The organism is Pseudomonas sp. IPO3747 (genome assembly GCF_013385245.1).
GTDB classification, from domain to species: Bacteria; Pseudomonadota; Gammaproteobacteria; order Pseudomonadales; family Pseudomonadaceae; genus Aquipseudomonas; species Aquipseudomonas edaphica.
In genome coordinates this window covers 1-19,364 of record NZ_JACAQL010000007.1, presented here as the reverse complement: position 1 = coordinate 19,364, position 19,364 = coordinate 1, and the positions used below count along the sequence as shown (strand labels likewise).

The window sequence follows — 19,364 nt, the reverse complement described above, 5'->3', positions numbered from 1 at the left end:
TGCAGAAACTGGCGCACTTCTCATGCCGCAGTACCACGCATCAGGTCAGTCTGACCGAGGTCAAAACGCCCCAACACTTTTACCTTTGAGGTGCTCCCCAATTCGGCAAAAGACATCACAGGTACATGGTTGAATTCTTCAAGCAAAAGAGTGCGCAAAGGGCTGCGTAAATCCTGTGCAACCAACATCACGCTTTTGCTTTTTGGCCGGGCCACGAAGGCTTGGTTGAGCAGGTTGATCAGTGAAGCGCTGCTGTCATTATCAAGGGCGAAAAACACCCCGGTCTGGGTCTGGCGCAGCGATTCGCGCAGCACGTTTTCGGTCTGTGGGGACAGCAACCAGGCATGCAGGCCGTCGGCCTCACTGTATTGGTGAAAAATCTGCGCTTTAAGCGCAATGCGCGCGTAGTCCGCCAACGCGTCCGGCTCTCGCTCATGCTGGCCGTATTCAATCAGCGACTCGACGATCAGCCTCACAGCACGCAGCGGTACGCCTTCGCCTGCCAGGCGTTGCAGGACTGCCGAGAAACGCGACAGCGGCATGATTCGCTGCAGCTCCTGTACCAATTCCGGCTGGTTATGTTCAAGCCAACTGAGGATCGACTTACTCTCCTGGATTCCCAGAAACTGGGGGCCGGACAGCATCATCGCTTGCTTCATGCGTTCGACGATCAAGCTCGTCGCACTGAAGCGCTCCAGCAGGGGGTCATCGAGCAAAGGATCATCCTGCGCCAACCACACCCAATCTTGCTCATCGCGTTCAGCCAGGCCTGGTATTGCGTGCTCAGGCACCTGTGCCAAGGCTTTACGCTCTACGGCCACATTGGTGACAACCGAGGCCTTGATCATCGGCACCTCGTGTACGCAGAAGCGCATTTCGTCGTCCGCCAACGAGTCGTTGAGTTCGACTTCAAACGGCGGCAGCGTGAGCCCGATATTCGCAACGAGTGCATTACGCGTCTGACGAAGGCCATGAACCAGCTCGATCACCTCAGGCGTTCCGCGCAAGACGGGAGAAAATTGCAAGAGATAGGGGCGCGACGGGTCAAACCCGCGCAAGTCCTCGTCACCGTTTTCTTCCGGGCGCACGGCCTGCGTGGCCTCGGCCTCGGGCGCCTCTTGCCGTTGACGTTGGCGCGCAAGGTAATAGCCCAGGGAGCCGGTCATCAGTGAGATAAGAATAAATACCAGGGTCGGCATGCCGGGCAACGCCGCAAACGCGAGCATGCCCACTGACGCAATCATCCAGCTCTTGGGTTCGCTGGTCATCTGACGGGCAATTTCTGCGCCCATGTTAGTCACGCCCCGGCGCCCATCCGGTGCGGCGCGGGTGATGATCATGCCCGCCGTCAGCGAGATCAGCAGCGCAGGGATTTGCGCAATCAAACCATCACCGATGGTCAGCACCGAATACAACGCAATGGATTCGCTGGCGCTCATGCCATGCTGGAACATACCCGTGGAAAAACCGCCCAACAGGTTGATCAGCACGATCACAAGGCCTGCAACAGCGTCACCCTTGACGAACTTCATGGCGCCGTCCATGGCCCCGAACAACTGACTCTCGCGGGACAACTGGTCACGCTTGTCCCGCGCCTGATTGCCGTCGATCAGTCCCGCACGCAAGTCGCTGTCGATGGACATCTGCTTGCCGGGCATCGCGTCCAGGCTGAAGCGTGCGGCCACTTCGGCAACCCGCTCCGAGCCCTTGGTGATGACCAGGAAGTTGACCAGGGTGAGGATCATGAAGATCACCAACCCTACCGCCAGGTTGCCACCGACCACAAAGTTGCCGAACGCCTCGACGATGTCGCCGGCGTCCTGCTCCAGCAGGATCAGACGCGTGGTCGCGATAGACAGTGCCAGGCGAAACATCGTGGTCAACAGCAGAATCGAGGGGAACGACGAAAACGCCAAAGGCCCGGGCAGGTACAACGCCAGCACGATCAACAAGCAGGCAATACAGATATTGAGCGCAATGAGGATGTCCACCAGCCAGGTCGGCAGCGGCACGATGAAAATAAAGACGATGGCCAGTACCACCACAGCACCAAGGACTTCAGCACGTTGTGCAACCTTGAGCAGCCAGTGGTTGATAAACGCCAGCACCGTCACATCAACGCCCTCGGCTCAATCTGGCCCTTCTCCAGGCGCGTGAACTCATCCATCACCAGCAGGAAGTTATGCAAAGCCTCCTCGCGCCCCCGCGAGTCGCGCCATAAGGCCGCAGGCAAACCTTTGATCACGGGATAGAGCGCATTGAGAGAGGCCAGTTGGCGGGCCGCCGCATCCCCAGCCAATTCATCCGCCAGCAGTTGAACCTCGGAGGGGGCTATGCCATTGCCGGCATAACCCAACAGACGCTGCAACAGGTCAACGGCGTCGTGCTCAACGTTCAGACGCTGAATCAGGTCCTGGCAATTGGACAGTACCCCGCCCAATTGACCGCAGCTCTGTAACCCCAACAAAAGCGTGCGCAATTTGGCGGAGGGAATCGATGAGACGTACGCCGCAATATCATCCGCCAGGGCCCGGCGCATGAGGTTGAGCCCGACCGTAAACTGCTCGCCACCGTACTCTTTCAAAAGCGCCTGCATCATGCTGGCCAGGGATTGGCGCACGACCACATTGGCGTAGTAGAGCGTACGTATCGCCTGGCATTGCGCCGGATCGTCACTGCCTGACTGCAACGCCAGGGCAATATTAAGGCCCGCCTGTATTTCCCTCTTGTACTGAATCTCCAGCCTCGCCAGCGCTGCCCGAGCCAGCGCTGCCTCGCTCTTGACTTGCGCATCACGCGTCAACGCGGATTGGGTCTGGCGCACCTGCGCCTCGGCCTGCGCCGTAAGTTGACGAAGCACGACATAGGTACGTGCAGGGTCTCCACCCGTGAGGTCCACCAATTTTTCGAGACTAAGCTGGCGCTCCAGATACTGCCTGGCCACGATGACCATCTTTGCCAGGCTTTTCTGGGCGGGATGGCCCAGTCGATCATACAACTGCGCGAGCTGCTCGACCGGCGTAACAGGCCCCCCAATGGCACGTCGGGTCAACGCAGTGCCATGGGCCGCAGCTTCCTGGCTGAAGATGCCCGCGAGCGCATCAAAACCTGGCGCTGCATCCTGCGATGGGGTCGTGGCGACCTTCTCTGAAACGGATGGGTCCAAGCGCTGGATTCTGTGCAGATCGGGGTTGAATTCGACTTTCATGGGCATGCCAGGACAGGGAGTTTGTGTCTCTATGTGGCAACCCGGTGCCATACGGTTCCATAAAAACCACCCACACTCCCCGCTTTGAAAATACCTGCACAAAGCCGCCAATCGTTTTGCAAGTACCTGCGCAAAATCACACTATTTCAATTTATTTATATATATAAATCAGCAAGTTATAAGATTTTTTTGTTTGGCACAGCCAGTGCTAAAGGGGTTCCCGTCGAAATTATTTCGATAGCGTCTACCCTGAGGAAAAAATCGTGAATATTCCTATTGAAGCTTTAGCGCAGCTCGTTGGCGACTCGCCTCAATTCATGCTCCAACTGACGGACGACCAGCAAAAAAAACTCCGGCGTTTTATTCATAAACGCGTACTCAATCCCGAAGACGCCGACGACATCCTGCAACTGACCTACCTGGAGGCATGGCGTAACAGAGAGCGGTTCAGTGGCCAGGCTACCCTCAGTACCTGGATGTGCGGCATTGCGCAGAACCTGGTCCGCAACCATTTCCGGCGCCTGTATGCCAAACCGGTGCATTGCGAGTTCGATGAATCGCTGTGGCACGGCCAGGAAGAAAACAAGAATCTGGATTGGGAATTCGAGGTCAACCGCCGGCTGGAAAAAACCTTGAACGCCATCGATCATTTGCCGGCTGAGATGCGCAAGACGTTATATGCCTCCCTGGAAACCGATGGCAGTTACCAGGACACCGCCGACGTGCTGGACATCCCCATCGGTACCGTTCGCTCACGTCTGTCACGGGCGCGCGAACACCTGAAGCGCGTCACCCACACACCGCAGCATCCGTAAGCAAGCCCTGGGGGGGCAAGCGTTGGGCGGCAGGGATATCTGCCCAACCGAATGACGCTTTACCGTGCGCAGAATAGGATCACAAGCCGCGCCGAATGGCACCTTGGGGATCATCGTCAAAGTGTTTACAGCGCCACACCCTTGCGATCACGCGTTGAATACCGTCAGCAGAACACCGCAAAACCCATGTGGGATCTTCGTGGCTGAAATACCCGTATCCGCCACACCACTCGTCGCCGTTTGGCCTGATTTTGTTTAAACAGTTGAAAGCGTAGATAAAATTTTAAAATAAACGCTTGACGCATATGCGTTCTACGCGAATAATGCGCGCCACTTGGCTACGTAGCTCAGTTGGTTAGAGCATAGCATTCATAATGCTGGGGTCCGGGGTTCAAGTCCCTGCGTAGCCACCAAGTACTAAAAACGGCTTACCGAAAGGTAGGCCGTTTTTTTATGCCTGCAGAAAAGCCCTCAGGCATACTCGCCCCCAACCACAAGGAGGCGATACGTGAACCCCCTCTTCCCCACCCATGGCATCACCACCGAACGGCTGACACTGCACGCAGCTCACCCTCGTCACGCTCAAGACTTGCAAACGCACCTGGTGCAAAACCGCGCCTACCTTCAACCCTGGGAACCGACTCGCGATGATGACTTCTTCGAACTCGGCGCCATTACCCAGCGCCTCGAAGCCATGGCCGAGAAAACCACCAGCGGCGAAGCCTTGCATCTGCTGATACTGCGCGACGACCGGATAATCGGCAGCTGCAACTTCAGCAACATCGTGCGCGGCGCATTCGAGGCCTGCCATCTGGGCTACGCCCTTGATGAGACGGCCCAAGGCCAAGGGTTGATGCGCCAAGCGCTGAGCGCCGCGATTGACTATGTGTTCGCAGAGATGAAACTGCACCGTATCATGGCCAACTACAGGCCAGAAAACCAACGCAGCGCACGCCTGCTTGAGCGGTTGGGCTTTGAGCGTGAGGGGCACGCGCGGGCCTACCTGAAGATCAATGGCGTGTGGGCGGACCATGTATTGACGTCGCTGATCAACCCCACGAACGGTGACGCATGAGCCTCAGCGTATTCGCAATCATCCTGCTGGGCGCCGCCCTTCACGCCACGTGGAATGCGGTGGTCAAAGGCGGCGTCGACAAGCTGCTGACCACCTGCATGATTGCATCCGCCGCTTCATTGATTGCGCTGGCGGCCATCCCGTTTCTGGCGCTACCGGCCAGAGAAAGCTGGCCCTTCATCGGCGCATCGGTGGTTTTGCAGGTGTTGTATTTCGTACTGGTGGCCTCGACCTACCGCATTGCCGACATGAGCCAGACCTATCCGATCATGCGTGGCACTGCGCCACTGCTGGTGGCGTTGGTGAGTGTGCTGGTGTTGCACGAGCCACTCTCGGCGTTTGCCTGGCTTGGCATTGGCGTGATCTGCCTGGGTATCTTGAGCATGGCCGCAGCGCCCTCGACCGGTCATAAAAAAGGACTGGTGCTGGCGCTGATAAACGCCTTGGTGATAGCCGGCTATACGCTGATTGATGGCCTTGGCGTGCGCAAGTCCGGCGCACCCGCGGCTTACACGCTGTGGATATTTTTGCTGACCGGCATCCCGCTCGCCGCGTGGGCCTTAGCCGCGCGGCGTGCAGCGTTCTGTCACTACGTCGCCCGTAACTGGCAGCTTGGCGCCGTCGGGGGCGCAGGCACTGTGGCGTCATACGGCCTGGCGTTGTGGGCGATGACACACGCGCCCATCGCGACGGTTTCGGCCTTGCGTGAGACCTCGATCCTGTTCGGCGTAGTGATTTCGGCGTGGGTGCTCAAAGAGCATCTAACGCAGGCTCGCATCATTGCCGCCGGCATTATTGCCGTCGGGGCGATGGTGTTGCGCCTGGGCTGACCAGGACACATGCGCGCAAAAAAACTGAGGATCTGTACTTTGACGCTCCACGCAACCCGCTGCTAGTGTCCTGCCTCCCTACATGGAGCACCTGTGATGAAACTGGATATCTATCAAGTCGACGCGTTCAGCCAACAGGTCTTCGGTGGTAACCCGGCGGCCGTCTGCCCGCTGACCGAGTGGTTGCCCACAGAGCAGCTTCACCACATCGCCGCCGAAAACAACCTTTCCGAAACCGCATTTTTCGTGCCTCGTGGCGAGGTGTATGAGCTGCGCTGGCTCACCCCCGAAGTCGAAGTGGACCTGTGTGGCCATGCGACGTTGGCCGCTGCCTGGGTGCTGATTCACAAACTCCCGAATCCCCCTGAGATCTTGCGTTTTGCCACCCGCAGCGGTGAGCTTCGCGTGACGCGCAATGGCGACGAACTGGCAATGGACTTCCCGGCCAAACAGCCCGAGCGTTGCGAGCCGCCAGCCGGCATGTTGAGCGCGCTGGGGCTCGAACACGCCGAGGTGTATGCCACTGATGACTATATCGTTGTCGTTGATGACGAAGCCCAGGTCGCGGCACTCACGCCAGATTTTGCACGCCTCAAGGGCCTGCCCAAACGCGGGATAGCAGTGACGGCCAAAAGCACGCGCTTTGATTTTGTTTCCCGTTGGTTTGGCCCGAATGTGGGCGTCAATGAAGACCCGGTCACCGGCTCGGCACACACCTCGCTGGCACCGTTCTGGGCCGAGCGCCTGGGCAAGTCGCAGTTGAGCGCCGAACAGGGCGGCAGGCGCCGTGGGCAACTGCGGTGTGAACTCAAAGGTGACCGCGTGATCATCTCAGGCCATGCAGCACTCTACCTGCAAGGCACGATTTACCTGTAAAAGGGATTGCCCAAGGACAACAGATCATTCTCAAAATGAACGGAGTTCAGCGCGTGTTCACGATTTCCCGCCGTCAACTGTCGATGGTTGCCGCAGCCCTGGTGCTGGCCGGCTGCCACACACCTGTCAACGAACAGCCTCTGGCACCGGAACTGGGCTCGGGTTACCGCACCGACCTCACCACCCGCCACGCCGAACGCCATATGGCCGCCGCCGCCAACCCGCTGGCGGCCGAAGCCGGGCGGGAGATGTTGCGCCAGGGCGGTTCGGCGATTGACGCCGCGATAGCGATGCAGGCGGTGCTGACCCTGGTGGAACCGCAGTCTTCCGGCATCGGCGGCGGCGCGTTCATCATGCTGTGGGATGGCAAGAACGTACACGCCTATGACGGCCGTGAAACGGCGCCCGCCGGCGCGACTGAGCGCTTGTTCCTGAAGGCCGACGGCACGCCGATGGCGTTTCCCGAAGCGCAGATTGGCGGGCGTTCGGTCGGCACTCCGGGCGTCTTGCGGGCACTGCAGATGGCGCATCAAAAGACCGGGCACCTGCAATGGTCCAAGTTGTTTGAACCGGCGATCAGGCTGTCGGAGCAAGGCTTCGCGATTTCCCCACGCTTGCACGCACTGATTGCGGCCGACCGCTACATTCCCCAGTCGCCGGAAATGGCGGCTTACTTTCTGAACGCCGATGGCTCGCCTAAAGCCACCGGCACACTGTTGAAAAACCCGGCGCTGGCTGCTGTGTTCAAGCGCATCGCCAAGGAAGGGCCAGACGCGCTGTACCACGGGCCGATTGCCGATGAAATCGCGCGCAAGGTCCAGGGCAATCGCAATGCGGGCAGCCTCTCGCAGGCTGACCTTAAGGGCTACACCGCCAAGGAACGCACGCCGTTGTGCACCGACTACAAGCAATACCGGGTGTGCGGCATGCCGCCGCCGTCGTCGGGCGGGATAGCCGTCGCACAGATCCTCGGCACCTTGCAGGCAGTGGAGGCCCGTGACCCGCGCCTGGCCATCGCGCCGATGAAACCGGTGAAGAGTGCATCGCCTGCCGGCCTTGAGCCTGTGCCCGAAGCCGTACACCTGATCGCCGAAGCCGGCCGCCTGGCGTTTGCCGACCGTGCGCTGTATGTGGCCGACTCGGACTTCACCCCAGTACCGGTCGCGGGCCTTGTCGCCCCCAACTACCTGGCACAGCGCGCCACATTGATTGGCGAACGCAGCATGGGCATTGCCAAGCCGGGCACACCGGCGGGCATCCAAGTGGCCTACGCGCCGGACCGCTCGCCGCTGCGCATCTCCACCTCGCAAGTGGTGGCAGTGGATGACCAGGGCGGCGCGGTGTCGATGACCACCACGGTAGAAGCGGCGTTCGGCTCCCACGTGATGGTTCAGGGCTTTTTGCTCAACAACCAGATGACCGACTTTTCGTTTCTCCCTGAAGAAAACGGCCAGCCCGTGGCCAACCGCGTCGAACCCGGCAAGCGCCCTCGCTCAGCCATGGCGCCGACCCTGGTGTTCGACCGCAAGAGCGGCGAGCTGCTGGCGACGGTGGGTTCACCGGGCGGTTCGCAAATCATCGAATACGTGAGCAAATCCCTGGTGGCAATGCTCGACTGGAACCTCGACCCGCAAGCCGCCATCAGCCTGCCCAACTTTGGTAGCCGCAACGGCGCGACCGAGTTGGAGGCCGGCCTGTTCAGCCCTGCGTTGAAACAAGCGCTGCGTGACAAGGGCCACGCGTTGAGCGAAATCGATATGACCAGCGGCATCCAGGCCATTGTTCGCACGCGCGATGCTCAAGGCAAGGTAACCCTGAGCGGTGGCGCCGACCCTCGGCGTGAAGGCGAAGCGGTCGGTGACTGAATGTTCTACGAACGGAGAGCGTGCTGTGCAACAGGCCGATAACCTCGGCGCCCTTGGCGGCGTCGACCATGGTTTTTGCTCGATCAATGACCCGCAGCGCCCGGACGCAGTGTTCATCTGCAAGCAGGTACACAGCGCGACGGTGATTGAATGGCAGGCGCAGCTGGCAACCAACAGCGTGGCGGCGGATGGCGTGTTCACGCGCGAGCATCAGCCGATTGCGGTGATCACAGCCGATTGCCTGCCCATTCTTATCGCGGCTGAAGACGGTGCGACGGTCGCAGCGGTGCATGGCGGTTGGAAGGGGTTGCAAGGCGGGATCATCGCCAATGCCGTGCAACAATTTGCCGACAAAGGCATCGCCGTGGAGCAGTTGCAGGTGGCAATCGGACCGTCAATCAAACCGTGCTGCTATGAAGTGAGCGAGGACTTTATTGCGCAGTTTCAAACGGATCAAGGCCATCTGTGGCCTGACGGCCGGGCACCGTGGAGCTTCGTACAACCGGCGCCATTGCTGCCCCCCGAAATTGCCCCGCCCTATGCCAGGCAAACAGGAAGTGCCTGGTTTGATTTGAGCAGCTTCGGGGTAATGTTGCTGTTAGCAGCAGGGCTTAAGCGTGAGCAGATCGAAGTCAGTGAAGTGTGTACGTATTGCACATCCTCCACTTTCGCCAGCTATCGCAGGCGCACGCATCACCCTGAAGAAGCGAAGACGTTGATCTATTCGTGGATTGCTTGCAACCCCTGATCAGTGCCAAGGGCGCTTTTGTGGCGAGCGGGCTTGCCCCGCGTTGGGCTGCGCAGCAGCCCCAATTTAGCCACTACGTTATTTCAAGGTAGAACCGTGCTGTCTGGTGTTGGGGCCGCTTCGCGCCCCAACGGGAGCAAGCTCCCTCGCCACAGAGGCCACATGTTACTCGAGTCATTTCATCGGCTGATCTTAAGCCCCTTACGCCCGGCATGCCGCTCCAGCGCCAGCTCGATCAACCGGCCCACCAACTCGCTGTAACTCATCCCCGCCGCCTGCCACAGCTTCGGGTACATGCTGATACGTGTGAAACCTGGCAGTGAGTTGATCTCGTTGATCAGCACTTCACCGTCATCGGTGAGGAACACATCAACCCGCGCCAGGCCGGCGCAGCCCAGCACCTCAAACGCCTCAATGGCGAGGTGGCGAATGCGCTCGCTGGCTTCGACGCTGATATCGGCCGGCACCACCACTTGGGCCGCCTGGCCGTCGATGTATTTGCTGTCGTAGGAATAGAAGCCGTTGCTCACCACAATCTCGCCACAGCCACTGGCGATGGGGTTGTCGTTGCCCAATACGGCGCATTCGATTTCACGGCCCTGGACCGCGGACTCCACCAGCACTTTTTCATCGAAGCCCAAGGCCAGTTCAACAGCGGCGTGGTACTCGGCCTCGTTGCCAACCTTACTCACACCCACCGAAGAACCCTGGTTGGCGGGTTTGACGAACATCGGCAAACCGAGCTTGTTCACAGCCGCTTCAAACGAGGTACGCGCCGCGTTGCGGCGAGTCAGGGTGATAAACGGTGTGACAGCAATACCGGCATCGCGCAGCAGACGCTTGCTGATGTCTTTGTCCATGCAGACCGCCGAACCCAGCACGTCGGAGCCGACGAAAGGCAGGTCGGCCATGCGCAGCAGGCCTTGCAGGCAGCCGTCTTCGCCGAGGGTGCCGTGGACGATGGGGAAGATCACGTCGATATGTTCCAGCAGGCCCTGACCGGAGGTTTCCACCACTTGCTGGTTGGCCTTGCCCGGCACCACTGCAAGTTCACGGTTGGATTGGTTAAGAGCGATGAGCGCCGGGTTTTCCTGGTTGATCAGAAAGTTCGACGTGTCGTTGAGGTGCCAGTGGCCGGCCTTGTCGATGCCGATCAAGACCGGCTCAAAGCGCGAACGGTCCAGCGCATCGACGATATTGCGCGCCGACTGCAACGAGACTTCGTGCTCGGCCGAACGGCCACCAAAAATAATACCTACACGCACCTTGCTCATGACCCGGCCTCACTGTTGAAAGTAAGGCTTCTTACCATGAGCGGTCAGCGATTCGCTACCAGATGTGCGCCGAACAGCAGGTAGCAACCACCGGCAAAGCGGTCGAGCCATTTGCGTGAACGCGCGTAAAGGCTGGCCATGCGCTCGCTGGAAAACACCAGGGCAACACTGGAATACCAACTGAACGACAAGGTGGCCATGGTGATGACGGCCAGGGTAAGCAGCGCGGGCGAAGGAGATGGCGGCATGGTCGAGGCAAAGGCCGTCGCGACGAACAGCGCAGCCTTGGGGTTGGACAAGTTGCCCAGTAACCCGAACCGCCAGGCAGAGAACAATGAGCGGCGCGGTGCGTCGGGCAGAACCGTCTGGCCCGCAGCCGGAGCCGAGCGTTTGAACAACTTGAGCCCAAGGTAGATCAGGTAGCAACCGCCGATGATCTTGAATGCCAGGTAGAGCATCGGCGCGGCGGTAAACAGCGACTTGATGCCCAAGCCGCCCGCCAAGCCCCAAATGATCGTGCCGCTGGCTACACCCGCCGACGCCACAACGCCATGGCGCCTGGAGCAGTTGGCAGCCAACTGCGCGGTGTTGAAAAAGTTCGGCCCAGGCGTTACGACAGCGACTGTCCACAGCAGCGCCAGCGAGACCAGCGGGGCCACATAGGCAGGGTTGATAACGTCCATGGGCAGCTCCGTCAGCGCAGTACACGAACCCGGATCATAGGCCTCGCCCAACGCCTGCACAATCGTACAAGACCTCGGCAGACAACCGATGCAGACTCGGTTAACGTGTTTCCACCTCTACATGTGACAAGTCATCATGGGCCACCCCACTTCCACCCTCGACTGGCTGCACCGCGCCCCGCACGCCAGCGGCCTGGACCGTATCGAGGCGTACTTTGCAGGCTTTGCGTTTGACCCGCATCGCCACGACACCTACGCCATCGGCCGCACCTTGTTTGGCGTGCAAAGCTACCACTACCGTGGCTGCATGACCCATAGCCTGCCGGGCAGGACCATGGTGATTCACCCCGATGAATCCCATGACGGCCGCGCCAGCAGCGTGGAGGGGTTCAAGTACCGGATGATTTATGTGGAGCCGGCGCTGATCCAGCAGATTCTCGGTGGTCGGCCATTGCCGTTTATCCACAACGGTTTGTCGACTGACCCACGCCTTTTCCGCGCCAGCGAAGTGTTGCTGCAAAACCTCGACTGCCCGGTTGACCCGATGCAGGAACAGGACGCCCTGTTCGACCTGGCCCACGCGCTGAACGCGGCATCCGGCGCGATCATCAGCCGCAAGTCGTTCGATTATGTGGCTGCCGAGCGCGCCCGCGAGTTTATCCACAGCGCCCTGGGCCGCAGCATCACCCTGGATGAAATGGCCGACCACTGCGGTCGCGATCGCTGGGCGCTGTCGCGAGACTTTCGTTTGTTGTTCGGCACCAGCCCCTACCGCTACCTGACCATGCGCCGGCTGGACTTGGTGCGCAGCTTGCTGGCCCAGGGCCAATCGCTGGTGGACGCGGCCCTGACCGCAGGGTTCACCGACCAGAGCCATATGACCCGGCAATTTCGCAGCACCTACGGCATGCCGCCGTCGCGATGGGTGAAGATGCTAGGGCGCTGATTGGCCCACCTGAAATGCGATTAAACCTGTGGGAGCTGGCTTGCCTGCGATTGCGGTGCATCAGTCAATATATTGGGTGCCTGACACACGCTATCGCAGGCAAGCCAGCTCCCACAATGCGGGGTCGCCGGCAAAAACACTCACCCGGCCTGCAGCACGCTGCAGCCGTGGCTTACAGCTGGCGCCCGACAACCGGCGCACCGATGCTGAGGAAATTTCCGCCGGCGATATGGTGCAAGGTGCGCAATTCGTCATGCCCTTCGAAGTGCCAATGCCCGTCGCTGAACACGCGCTCGTCGGCATAGGCGCCGATCACTTCGCCGAGGAACAGGTCGTAGGTCTGCTGGTTGTGCGGCTCGGGCAGCAAGCGGCACTCCAGCCAGGCCACGCAGCCTTCCAGCAGCGGCGCCTGGGTGTGCTCGCCACTGAAGGTGTGCAGGCCGTAGGCGGCGAACTTGTCGGTCTCGGAACCGCTGGTATTGCCGACCGTCTGCACCAGATCGGCCTGCGCCACACAGGGTACTTGCAACACAAACGTGCCGGCGCCTTCCAGCAGTTGCCGAGTCCAGGTGGACTTGTCCAACACCACGGCGACTTTGGGCGGTTCAAAATCCAGCGGCATCGCCCAGGCGGCGGCCATGATGTTGCGTTTGCCATCGTGGGCTGCGCTGACCAGCACAGTCGGGCCGTGGTTGAGCAAGCGGTAGGCCTTGGACAGCGGAACGGGGCGACGGTGGGTCGGGCTCATGGAGGGTCGGCTCTTCAAGCAAGAAAAAACCTACGATACCTCAAGCACACGCCCTACGGGTCAGCTCGACAGCTGATTGGCGAACTGGCCCACCGCGCTGACGACTTTTTGCGCGCCGTCCTGGATCTCCACGATCACCGTGCCCGCCTCGGCCGCCAGGGCCAGGCCTTGTTCGGCCTGCAGGCGGCCATCGTTCATTAAGGTCACTGCATCGCGGGCCATGTCCTGGTTCTGGCGGACTACGCCGACAATCTCTTCCGTAGCTTTGCTGGTACGCGAGGCCAACTGACGTACCTCATCGGCCACCACCGCAAAGCCACGGCCCTGTTCACCGGCACGTGCCGCTTCAATGGCTGCGTTGAGCGCCAGCAGGTTGGTCTGTTCGGCGATACCGCTGATGGTCTTGACGATAGTGCCGATCACTTGGGATTGGGCATTCAGCGCCTCGATGCCGTCACCGGCCTGTTGCATATGCTTGGCCAGATCACGCATCACATCCACCGCCTGGGTTACCACGGTGGTGCCGCGCTGGGCGCTGTTGTCGGTTTGCAGCGAGGTGCTGTAGGCGATATTGGCAGCCTCGGCCACGGCTTGTTCCTGATTGACCTGATCGGTAATCACCGTGGCGAACTTGACCACTTTGTACAGGCGGTCATTGGCGTCCAGCACCGGGTTGTACGTGGCTTCCAGCCAAACCGTGCGGCCATGGCTGTCGACCCGTTTGAAGCGTGCCGCAACAAATTCACCGGCGTTCAGGCGCTTCCAGAACTGTTGGTATTGGGCACTGTTGTACTCCTGCGGTTCGCAGAACATGCGGTGATGTTTGCCCTGGATCTGCGCCAGGCTGTAACCCATGCCGCCGAGAAAGCGATCGTTGGCCGTGAGTACATGCCCGTCGAGGTCGAACTCGATCACCGCCGTGGAACGCACCAGCGCGGTAATCAGGTTTTCATGCTCGCGCGACGCCTCGATGGTGCGGGTGAGGTCGCTTGAGTAAATCGAAAAATGCTTGATGCGCCCCTCCGAGTTGCGCACCGGCTGCACAATCGAGCGCAGCCACGCTTCCTTGCCGTTGCCACGCATCAGGCGCACGGTGCCGGCGAAGTGTTCGCCGCGCACCAGGGCATTTTTAAAGCGCAGCTGGAATTCGTCCTGGCGCACATGCGGCGGCACCAGCTCATCAATGTGACGCCCCACAATGTTACTGGCCTGGTAAACCAGTTCTTGCAGGAAGTTGGCATTGGCCCACTCCACCCGGCCGTCGGCATCCAGCGTCAGGCACAGCATTTCACTTTCCAGGCTCTCCTTGACCTGCTGCAAGCTCGACAATTCTTCGCGAAGAGCAGACAGCTCTTGCTTCAGGCGGGTATTGAACATGGGGCACCGATGGCATTGGGTGAGGTGTATCTGACCTGCATCGGCGCTGCGGGCGTTTTCTGAAGCGTTTTTTTCGCCGCAGCCAGCTGTCTTTTTTTGGATCCATTAACCGCCGTTGTTTCGACACACACCCATCACTTGGTATTCCAGGGTATTGAGCTTGCCGGTGGAGTCTTCATAGGTCATGCGTGACGGCACCGCTTCGCAGGAGCGGATCGGCGGCGTTACGTTGACCACCCTCTCAATGTCCAGCTTCATGCCATAGCGGTAGGCCTGCACCTCGGGTGCGGGCTTGCCCTTCTTTTCGGCGTAAGCAGCCATGGCTTTTTCATTGCGCTCCATCATCAGGGCAAAGGTGCGGTCCCCGCCGCCTTCGGCCAACGCGCCAAAAGACAGGACCGCGACCAATACACCCAGGGCAACTTTATAAGCGTTCATCATTAGTTCCTCGTCAGAAAAGTTCAGTGACGAGATTAATCAACCAACCCTGACGCAATGTTCACCAAAACATTACTTATTTGTTAGGTGGCCGTGAGTTTCCAGAATTGTAATGTTCACGCCATGAGTTCGTTATCCACGGTTTGCAACTATCGGCCCGGGCCAGATCAATAAGAACGCCCGCCTCTATAAGAAGCTGAAAACTGCCACTACCCAGGAGCGAACCATGCGCATTACTAACCATATCCTTCCCTTTTCCTTGCTCGCCGCACTGCCCCTGGCGGCCGTGGCCTTAGAGGACAAGCCCGACGGTTTTATCGAAGGCAGCAGCGTGAACGTGCTGGCGCGCACGTTTTACTTCAACCGCGATGACCGCAAGGGCCAGTCCAGCCCTACCGGCAACGGTTACTCTGAAGCCCTGGCGCAGGGCTTGATCGGCAAATTCGAATCCGGGTTTACCCAAGGCACCGTTGGCTTCGGCCTGGATGCGTTCGTCATGTACGGCCTCAAGCTCGACTCGGGCACCGGTCGCAGCGGCGGCAAGGGGTCGTTCGGCGTGCTGCCGGTAGACAGCGACAACCACCCCGAAAGCAGCTACAGCAAATTCGGCGGCGCGGCGAAACTACGGGTGCTGGATACGGTGATAAAAGCTGGCGATGTGTTCCCCGCCACGCCGGTGGTGGCCGCTGGCGATTCGCGCCTGTTGCCGGAAAGCTTTCGCGGCGTCACCGCTCACAACACCAGCTTTGAGGGCCTGAGCCTGCAAGGCGGGCGCTTGAGCGGCATGAGCCAGCCGAGTGAAAGCGGCATGAACAAGGGCTTTGCGACCTTCTATGCAGGTAAGGTCGACTCGCCCTGGATCGGCTATTTCGGCGGCGAATACGCGGTGAACAAACACCTCAGTGTCAGTGCGTACAGCAGCCGCCTGAAGGACGCCTGGGACCAGTACTACGTCGGCACCAACGCCAGTTACCCATTGAGTGAAAACGTGTCCTTGTTCGGTGACGTGAACTATTACAAGGCCGTGGACGAAGGCAAAAAACTGCTGGGCGAATTCAACAACAACATCTGGAGCGCCAGGCTCGGGGTCAAGGTCGGCGCCCACAGCCTGGCCCTCTCGCACCAGCGCAACAATGGCAATGACGACTTCGACTACCTGCGCCAGTCGGACTCGATCTTCCTCAATAACTCGATCCAGTACAGCGACTTCAACTCGCCCAAGGAGCGCTCATGGATGGCCCGCTACGACCTCGACATGCAGGCCTTCGGCATTCCCGGCCTCTCATTCATGACCCGCTACGCCAAAGGCACCGGCGCCGACTACAGCAATGCCAACGCGGTGTACATGCGCCGCGATGCAGCCGGTAACCCGCTGACCGATCAACGCCGATGGGAGCGGGATATCGAGGCCAAGTACGTGGTGCAAAGTGGCAGCCTCAAGGATTTGTCCTTGCGTTTACGCCAGGCCACGGTGCGCTCCAGTGCGTTCGAGTCAGACCTGGAGGAAGTTCGCTTGATTGCCGAGTATCCACTGGTTGCACTGTGAGCCCTTACATTCGTTTGCCGTTAACTAACATCTGTTCACAAATAGCCAGGTATCAAAACTGTAATATTGAGCTCAGCTTCCCGTTAAGTTGAAGTTCCTATACTCGCATCAACTTATTTGCACCGAGCAACATTCGTCTCTAGAAGCTTTTTTGTAGCTCCTTTGGAAAGAGATGAATTTTTAACGCCCCTCGGGGCGTTTTTTTTTGCGGGCAGGTTTAGCAGCGACCAATGGTCGCAGTTGACCCTGAAGCTACTTCACGGCTCAGACTTTTCCTACTCCCAAAACACCTGATTCCATAAGGAAATGGAGCCCTTATCCCTCAGTAAAAGGTAACCCCCCATGCGTATCCTTGTGGTTGAGGACGAGCAAAAAACCGCCGACTACCTGCAACAGGGCCTGAATGAAAGCGGCTATGTGGTGGACTGCGCGTCCAATGGCATCGACGGCCTGTACCTGGCCGGGCAGCACGCCTATGAGCTGGTCATCCTCGACGTCAACCTGCCGGGCAAGGATGGCTGGGAAGTGCTGGAGCAATTGCGCCGCAATGGCACACAACGGGTGATGATGCTGACTGCCCGTGGCCGCCTGGCCGACAAGATCAAGGGCCTGGACATGGGCGCCGATGATTACCTGGTCAAACCCTTCGAGTTTCCCGAGCTGCTGGCGCGGGTGCGTACCCTGTTGCGGCGCAGTGAGCATATCCCCCAGCCGGACGTGTTCCGCGTTTTGGACCTGGAACTGGACCCGCGTCGCCATCGCGCCTATCGCGGCACCCGGCGTATCGACCTGACCACCAAGGAGTTTGCGCTGCTGCAGGTGCTGATGCGCCAGACCGGCGAAGTACTGACCCGCACGCAGATTATTTCGCTGGTATGGGACATGAATTTCGACTGCGACACCAATGTGGTGGAAGTCTCCATCAGCCGCCTGCGGGCCAAGGTCGATGACCAGAGCGAAGTGAAACTGATCCACACCATTCGCGGCGTGGGTTATGTGCTGGAGGCACGTGGATGAGAACCGGGAGTTTGTCGATGCGCCTCGGCTTGACGGTCAGCCTGATGGGCGCAGGCCTGGTGTTGTTGCTGGCGACCCTGGCGTACGTGGCACTGACCCACGAGTTGGAAAAGCTGGCGCGCAAGAACCTGGAAAGCAAGATGGAGCAGATCCAGCACAGCCTGGCCCAAGGCCTGGATGCCAACCGCATCCGCGCCCGCCCGCACTCATTGATGGACCTGGTGATCGGCCACGACAACTTCTACCTGACCATCGTCGGCACCGCACCGGATGAAAGCGTCTTGCTGAGCATCGGCGCCAAGCCCCAGGAGCCTTTGTTGACGGACTTCACGCCCAGGGAAACCCTCGGCTACCTCAATTGGGCCGACAGCAATGGCAACCAGGTGCTCAGCGCCTCCAGCCTGATGCGTCTGGCCAATGGCGAACGGGTTCGCGTACTGCTATCGCTGGACCGCATGGACGACCAGGCGTTGCTCAGTGCCTACCTGCGCGCCACGTTGATTGCCTTGCCGATGCTGCTGATCCTGATCGGCATGGGCGCCTGGTGGCTGGTGCAACGCGGGCTCGCGCCACTGAAGCAGTTCAGTCATGTGGCGGCCAAGGTCACCACCCAGGACCTGACCCACCGTTTATCCATCGACAACCTGCCCCAGGAACTGGGCGAACTGGCCCATGGCTTCAACGTGATGCTCGACCGCCTGGACGCGGGCGTGCAACAGCTGTCGCAGTTCTCCGATGACCTTGCCCACGAAATGCGCGCGCCACTGACCAACCTGATGGGCAAGGCCCAGGTGACGCTGTCCCGCCAGCGGCCACCGGAGGAATACAAAGCAGTGCTGGAGTCCAACACCGAAGAGCTCGAACGCCTGGCGCGCATCGTCTCCGACATGCTGTTTCTGGCCCAGGTCAGCCATCCGGCCGCGCGAGGCTCATTTACCCAAGTGTCGCTGGCAGAAGAGGCCCATCGAGTGATGGATTTATTCGCCTTGAGTGCCGAAGACAAACAACTGACCCTGACCCTCAGCGGCGATGCCCAGGTACAGGGCGATCGCCTGATGATTCAACGAGCCCTGTCCAACCTGCTGTCCAATGCCATTCGCCACAGCCCGGCGCAGTCGCATATTTCAATGCTGGTGGAGGCCTATGGCAATCAGGTTGCGCTGTCGGTCAGCAACCCCGGCCCGGGGATTGAGGCGCAGCACCTGCCGCACCTGTTCGAACGTTTCTACCGCGTGGACAGCAGCCGCGCCCGTACCGAAGGCGGCACCGGGCTGGGCCTGGCCATCGTGCAATCAATCATGGCCCTGCACCAGGGGCAGGTTGATGTGCGCAGCCTGCCCGGTGGCTTTACCTTGTTTCGCCTGGTGTTTCCTCGGGTATTGCCTGAATAGGGAATGCGGACTTCAAACCAAAGCCGATCCCCTGTGGGAGCTGTCGAGCTTTAGCAAGGCTGCGAACGCGGTGGGTCAGGCACCCTATATATCGCCTGTGCCGCCGCCTTCGCAGCCTCGCTGGGGCTCGACAGCTCCCACATTTGAACTTTGTCGCTGGCAAAATCTGTGTTCGACGCGATGGCCCTGCTGACCAAGACCTAAGCAACAAAGCCGATCCCCTGTGGGAGCTGTCGAGCTTTAGCGAGGCTGCGAAAGCGGTGGGTCAGGCACCTTATATCTCGCCTGTGCCGCCGCCTTCGCAGCCTCGCTGGGGCTCGACAGCTCCCACATTTGAGCTTTGTCGCTGGCAAAATCTGCGTTCGACGCGATGGCCCTGCTGACCAAGACCCAAGCAACAAAGCCGATCCCCTGTGGGAGCTGTCGAGCTTTAGCGAGGCTGCGAAAGCGGTGGGTCAGGCACCTTATATCTCGCCTGTGCCGCCGTCTTCGCAGCCTCGCTGGGGCTCGACAGCTCCCACATCTGG

General features: G+C 59.8%; 16 protein-coding genes, 1 tRNA gene and 2 pseudogenes. 11 read left to right on the top strand and 8 right to left on the bottom strand.

Annotated features, from left to right (window positions below; genetic code table 11):
- Positions 1 to 20 precede the first annotated feature (20 nt).
- A complete protein-coding gene (sctV, locus tag HX790_RS10865) occupies positions 21 to 2,114 on the bottom strand; it encodes a type III secretion system export apparatus subunit SctV (RefSeq protein ID WP_099549211.1) in 2,094 nt (697 codons plus the stop codon).
- On the bottom strand, positions 2,111 to 3,208 hold the full coding sequence (locus HX790_RS10860) for a TyeA family type III secretion system gatekeeper subunit (RefSeq protein WP_176991528.1): 1,098 nt from the start codon (positions 3,206 to 3,208) through the stop codon (positions 2,111 to 2,113). The genes sctV and HX790_RS10860 overlap by 4 nt, the downstream gene beginning before the upstream one ends.
- Positions 3,209 to 3,471: 263 nt before the next feature.
- Between HX790_RS10860 and HX790_RS10855 the strand changes: the two genes are divergently transcribed.
- The 7 genes from HX790_RS10855 (at position 3,472) to pgeF (ending at position 9,417) form a co-directional block, all read left to right on the top strand.
- Complete coding sequence (locus tag HX790_RS10855; protein ID WP_017137665.1) at positions 3,472 to 4,023, top strand: RNA polymerase sigma factor; 552 nt, start codon at positions 3,472 to 3,474, stop codon at positions 4,021 to 4,023.
- 336 nt (positions 4,024 to 4,359) lie between these two features.
- Positions 4,360 to 4,436: transfer RNA gene (locus HX790_RS10850), tRNA-Met, on the top strand.
- Between the two features lie 95 nt (positions 4,437 to 4,531).
- Entirely contained in the window at positions 4,532 to 5,098 is a 567-nt protein-coding gene (rimJ, locus tag HX790_RS10845; protein WP_176991527.1) for a ribosomal protein S5-alanine N-acetyltransferase, read from the top strand.
- The gene (locus tag HX790_RS10840) at positions 5,095 to 5,928 is read left to right on the top strand and encodes an EamA family transporter (protein WP_176991526.1); all 834 of its coding nucleotides are present in this window, start codon (positions 5,095 to 5,097) and stop codon (positions 5,926 to 5,928) included. The genes rimJ and HX790_RS10840 overlap by 4 nt, the downstream gene beginning before the upstream one ends.
- Before the next feature lie 96 nt (positions 5,929 to 6,024).
- The gene (locus tag HX790_RS10835) at positions 6,025 to 6,804 is read left to right on the top strand and encodes a PhzF family phenazine biosynthesis protein (protein ID WP_017137667.1); all 780 of its coding nucleotides are present in this window, start codon (positions 6,025 to 6,027) and stop codon (positions 6,802 to 6,804) included.
- Positions 6,805 to 6,839: 35 nt separating this feature from the next.
- A complete protein-coding gene (gene ggt / locus HX790_RS10830) occupies positions 6,840 to 8,669 on the top strand; it encodes a gamma-glutamyltransferase (protein ID WP_176991525.1) in 1,830 nt (609 codons plus the stop codon).
- Positions 8,670 to 8,694: 25 nt separating this feature from the next.
- Entirely contained in the window at positions 8,695 to 9,417 is a 723-nt protein-coding gene (gene pgeF / locus HX790_RS10825; RefSeq protein ID WP_176991558.1) for a peptidoglycan editing factor PgeF, read from the top strand.
- A gap of 179 nt (positions 9,418 to 9,596) precedes the next feature.
- Here pgeF and ddlA read toward each other — a convergent pair whose 3' ends face one another.
- Both ddlA and HX790_RS10815 read right to left on the bottom strand, forming a co-directional pair.
- Positions 9,597 to 10,691, bottom strand: a complete 1,095-nt coding sequence (ddlA, locus tag HX790_RS10820) for a D-alanine--D-alanine ligase (protein WP_176991524.1) — start codon at positions 10,689 to 10,691, stop codon at positions 9,597 to 9,599.
- 44 nt (positions 10,692 to 10,735) lie between these two features.
- Positions 10,736 to 11,374, bottom strand: coding sequence for a LysE family translocator (locus tag HX790_RS10815; protein WP_170036135.1), 639 nt, complete (start codon positions 11,372 to 11,374; stop codon positions 10,736 to 10,738).
- 136 nt (positions 11,375 to 11,510) lie between these two features.
- Between HX790_RS10815 and HX790_RS10810 the strand changes: the two genes are divergently transcribed.
- A complete protein-coding gene (locus HX790_RS10810; protein WP_176991523.1) occupies positions 11,511 to 12,320 on the top strand; it encodes an AraC family transcriptional regulator in 810 nt (269 codons plus the stop codon).
- Positions 12,321 to 12,492: 172 nt separating this feature from the next.
- On the opposite strand, the gene HX790_RS10805 is transcribed toward HX790_RS10810, so the two are convergent.
- From HX790_RS10805 to HX790_RS10795, 4 genes and pseudogenes are all read right to left on the bottom strand, one after another.
- A complete protein-coding gene (locus HX790_RS10805; protein WP_017137673.1) occupies positions 12,493 to 13,068 on the bottom strand; it encodes a flavin reductase family protein in 576 nt (191 codons plus the stop codon).
- A 60-nt stretch (positions 13,069 to 13,128) separates the two neighbouring features.
- Positions 13,129 to 13,560 (bottom strand): annotated as a pseudogene (locus HX790_RS29840) (methyl-accepting chemotaxis protein); the annotation flags it as partial.
- Positions 13,561 to 13,668: 108 nt separating this feature from the next.
- Positions 13,669 to 14,355, bottom strand: a pseudogene (locus HX790_RS29835) (PAS domain-containing protein); the annotation flags it as partial.
- A gap of 195 nt (positions 14,356 to 14,550) precedes the next feature.
- A complete protein-coding gene (locus tag HX790_RS10795) occupies positions 14,551 to 14,883 on the bottom strand; it encodes a DUF2790 domain-containing protein (protein ID WP_017137675.1) in 333 nt (110 codons plus the stop codon).
- Positions 14,884 to 15,109: 226 nt separating this feature from the next.
- Here HX790_RS10795 and HX790_RS10790 point away from each other — a divergent pair, with 226 nt between their 5' ends.
- The 3 genes from HX790_RS10790 (at position 15,110) to HX790_RS10780 (ending at position 18,837) form a co-directional block, all read left to right on the top strand.
- A complete protein-coding gene (locus HX790_RS10790; RefSeq protein ID WP_169986784.1) occupies positions 15,110 to 16,429 on the top strand; it encodes an OprD family porin in 1,320 nt (439 codons plus the stop codon).
- Positions 16,430 to 16,771: 342 nt separating this feature from the next.
- The gene (locus HX790_RS10785) at positions 16,772 to 17,446 is read left to right on the top strand and encodes a heavy metal response regulator transcription factor (protein WP_176991522.1); all 675 of its coding nucleotides are present in this window, start codon (positions 16,772 to 16,774) and stop codon (positions 17,444 to 17,446) included.
- Entirely contained in the window at positions 17,443 to 18,837 is a 1,395-nt protein-coding gene (locus HX790_RS10780) for a heavy metal sensor histidine kinase (protein ID WP_099549205.1), read from the top strand. Before HX790_RS10785 ends, HX790_RS10780 begins: the two co-directional genes overlap by 4 nt.
- Positions 18,838 to 19,364 lie beyond the last annotated feature (527 nt).

Coding starts and splice junctions, on each gene's coding strand:
- HX790_RS10860 (WP_176991528.1), bottom strand. CDS start 3,208: ATGAAAGTCGAATTCAACCCCGATCTGCACAGAATCCAGCGCTTGGAC.
- HX790_RS10840 (WP_176991526.1), top strand. CDS start 5,095: ATGAGCCTCAGCGTATTCGCAATCATCCTGCTGGGCGCCGCCCTTCAC.
- HX790_RS10835 (WP_017137667.1), top strand. CDS start 6,025: ATGAAACTGGATATCTATCAAGTCGACGCGTTCAGCCAACAGGTCTTC.
- ggt (WP_176991525.1), top strand. CDS start 6,840: ATGAACGGAGTTCAGCGCGTGTTCACGATTTCCCGCCGTCAACTGTCG.
- ddlA (WP_176991524.1), bottom strand. CDS start 10,691: ATGAGCAAGGTGCGTGTAGGTATTATTTTTGGTGGCCGTTCGGCCGAG.
- HX790_RS10815 (WP_170036135.1), bottom strand. CDS start 11,374: ATGGACGTTATCAACCCTGCCTATGTGGCCCCGCTGGTCTCGCTGGCG.
- HX790_RS10810 (WP_176991523.1), top strand. CDS start 11,511: ATGGGCCACCCCACTTCCACCCTCGACTGGCTGCACCGCGCCCCGCAC.
- HX790_RS10805 (WP_017137673.1), bottom strand. CDS start 13,068: ATGAGCCCGACCCACCGTCGCCCCGTTCCGCTGTCCAAGGCCTACCGC.
- HX790_RS10795 (WP_017137675.1), bottom strand. CDS start 14,883: ATGAACGCTTATAAAGTTGCCCTGGGTGTATTGGTCGCGGTCCTGTCT.
- HX790_RS10790 (WP_169986784.1), top strand. CDS start 15,110: ATGCGCATTACTAACCATATCCTTCCCTTTTCCTTGCTCGCCGCACTG.
- HX790_RS10785 (WP_176991522.1), top strand. CDS start 16,772: ATGCGTATCCTTGTGGTTGAGGACGAGCAAAAAACCGCCGACTACCTG.
- HX790_RS10780 (WP_099549205.1), top strand. CDS start 17,443: ATGAGAACCGGGAGTTTGTCGATGCGCCTCGGCTTGACGGTCAGCCTG.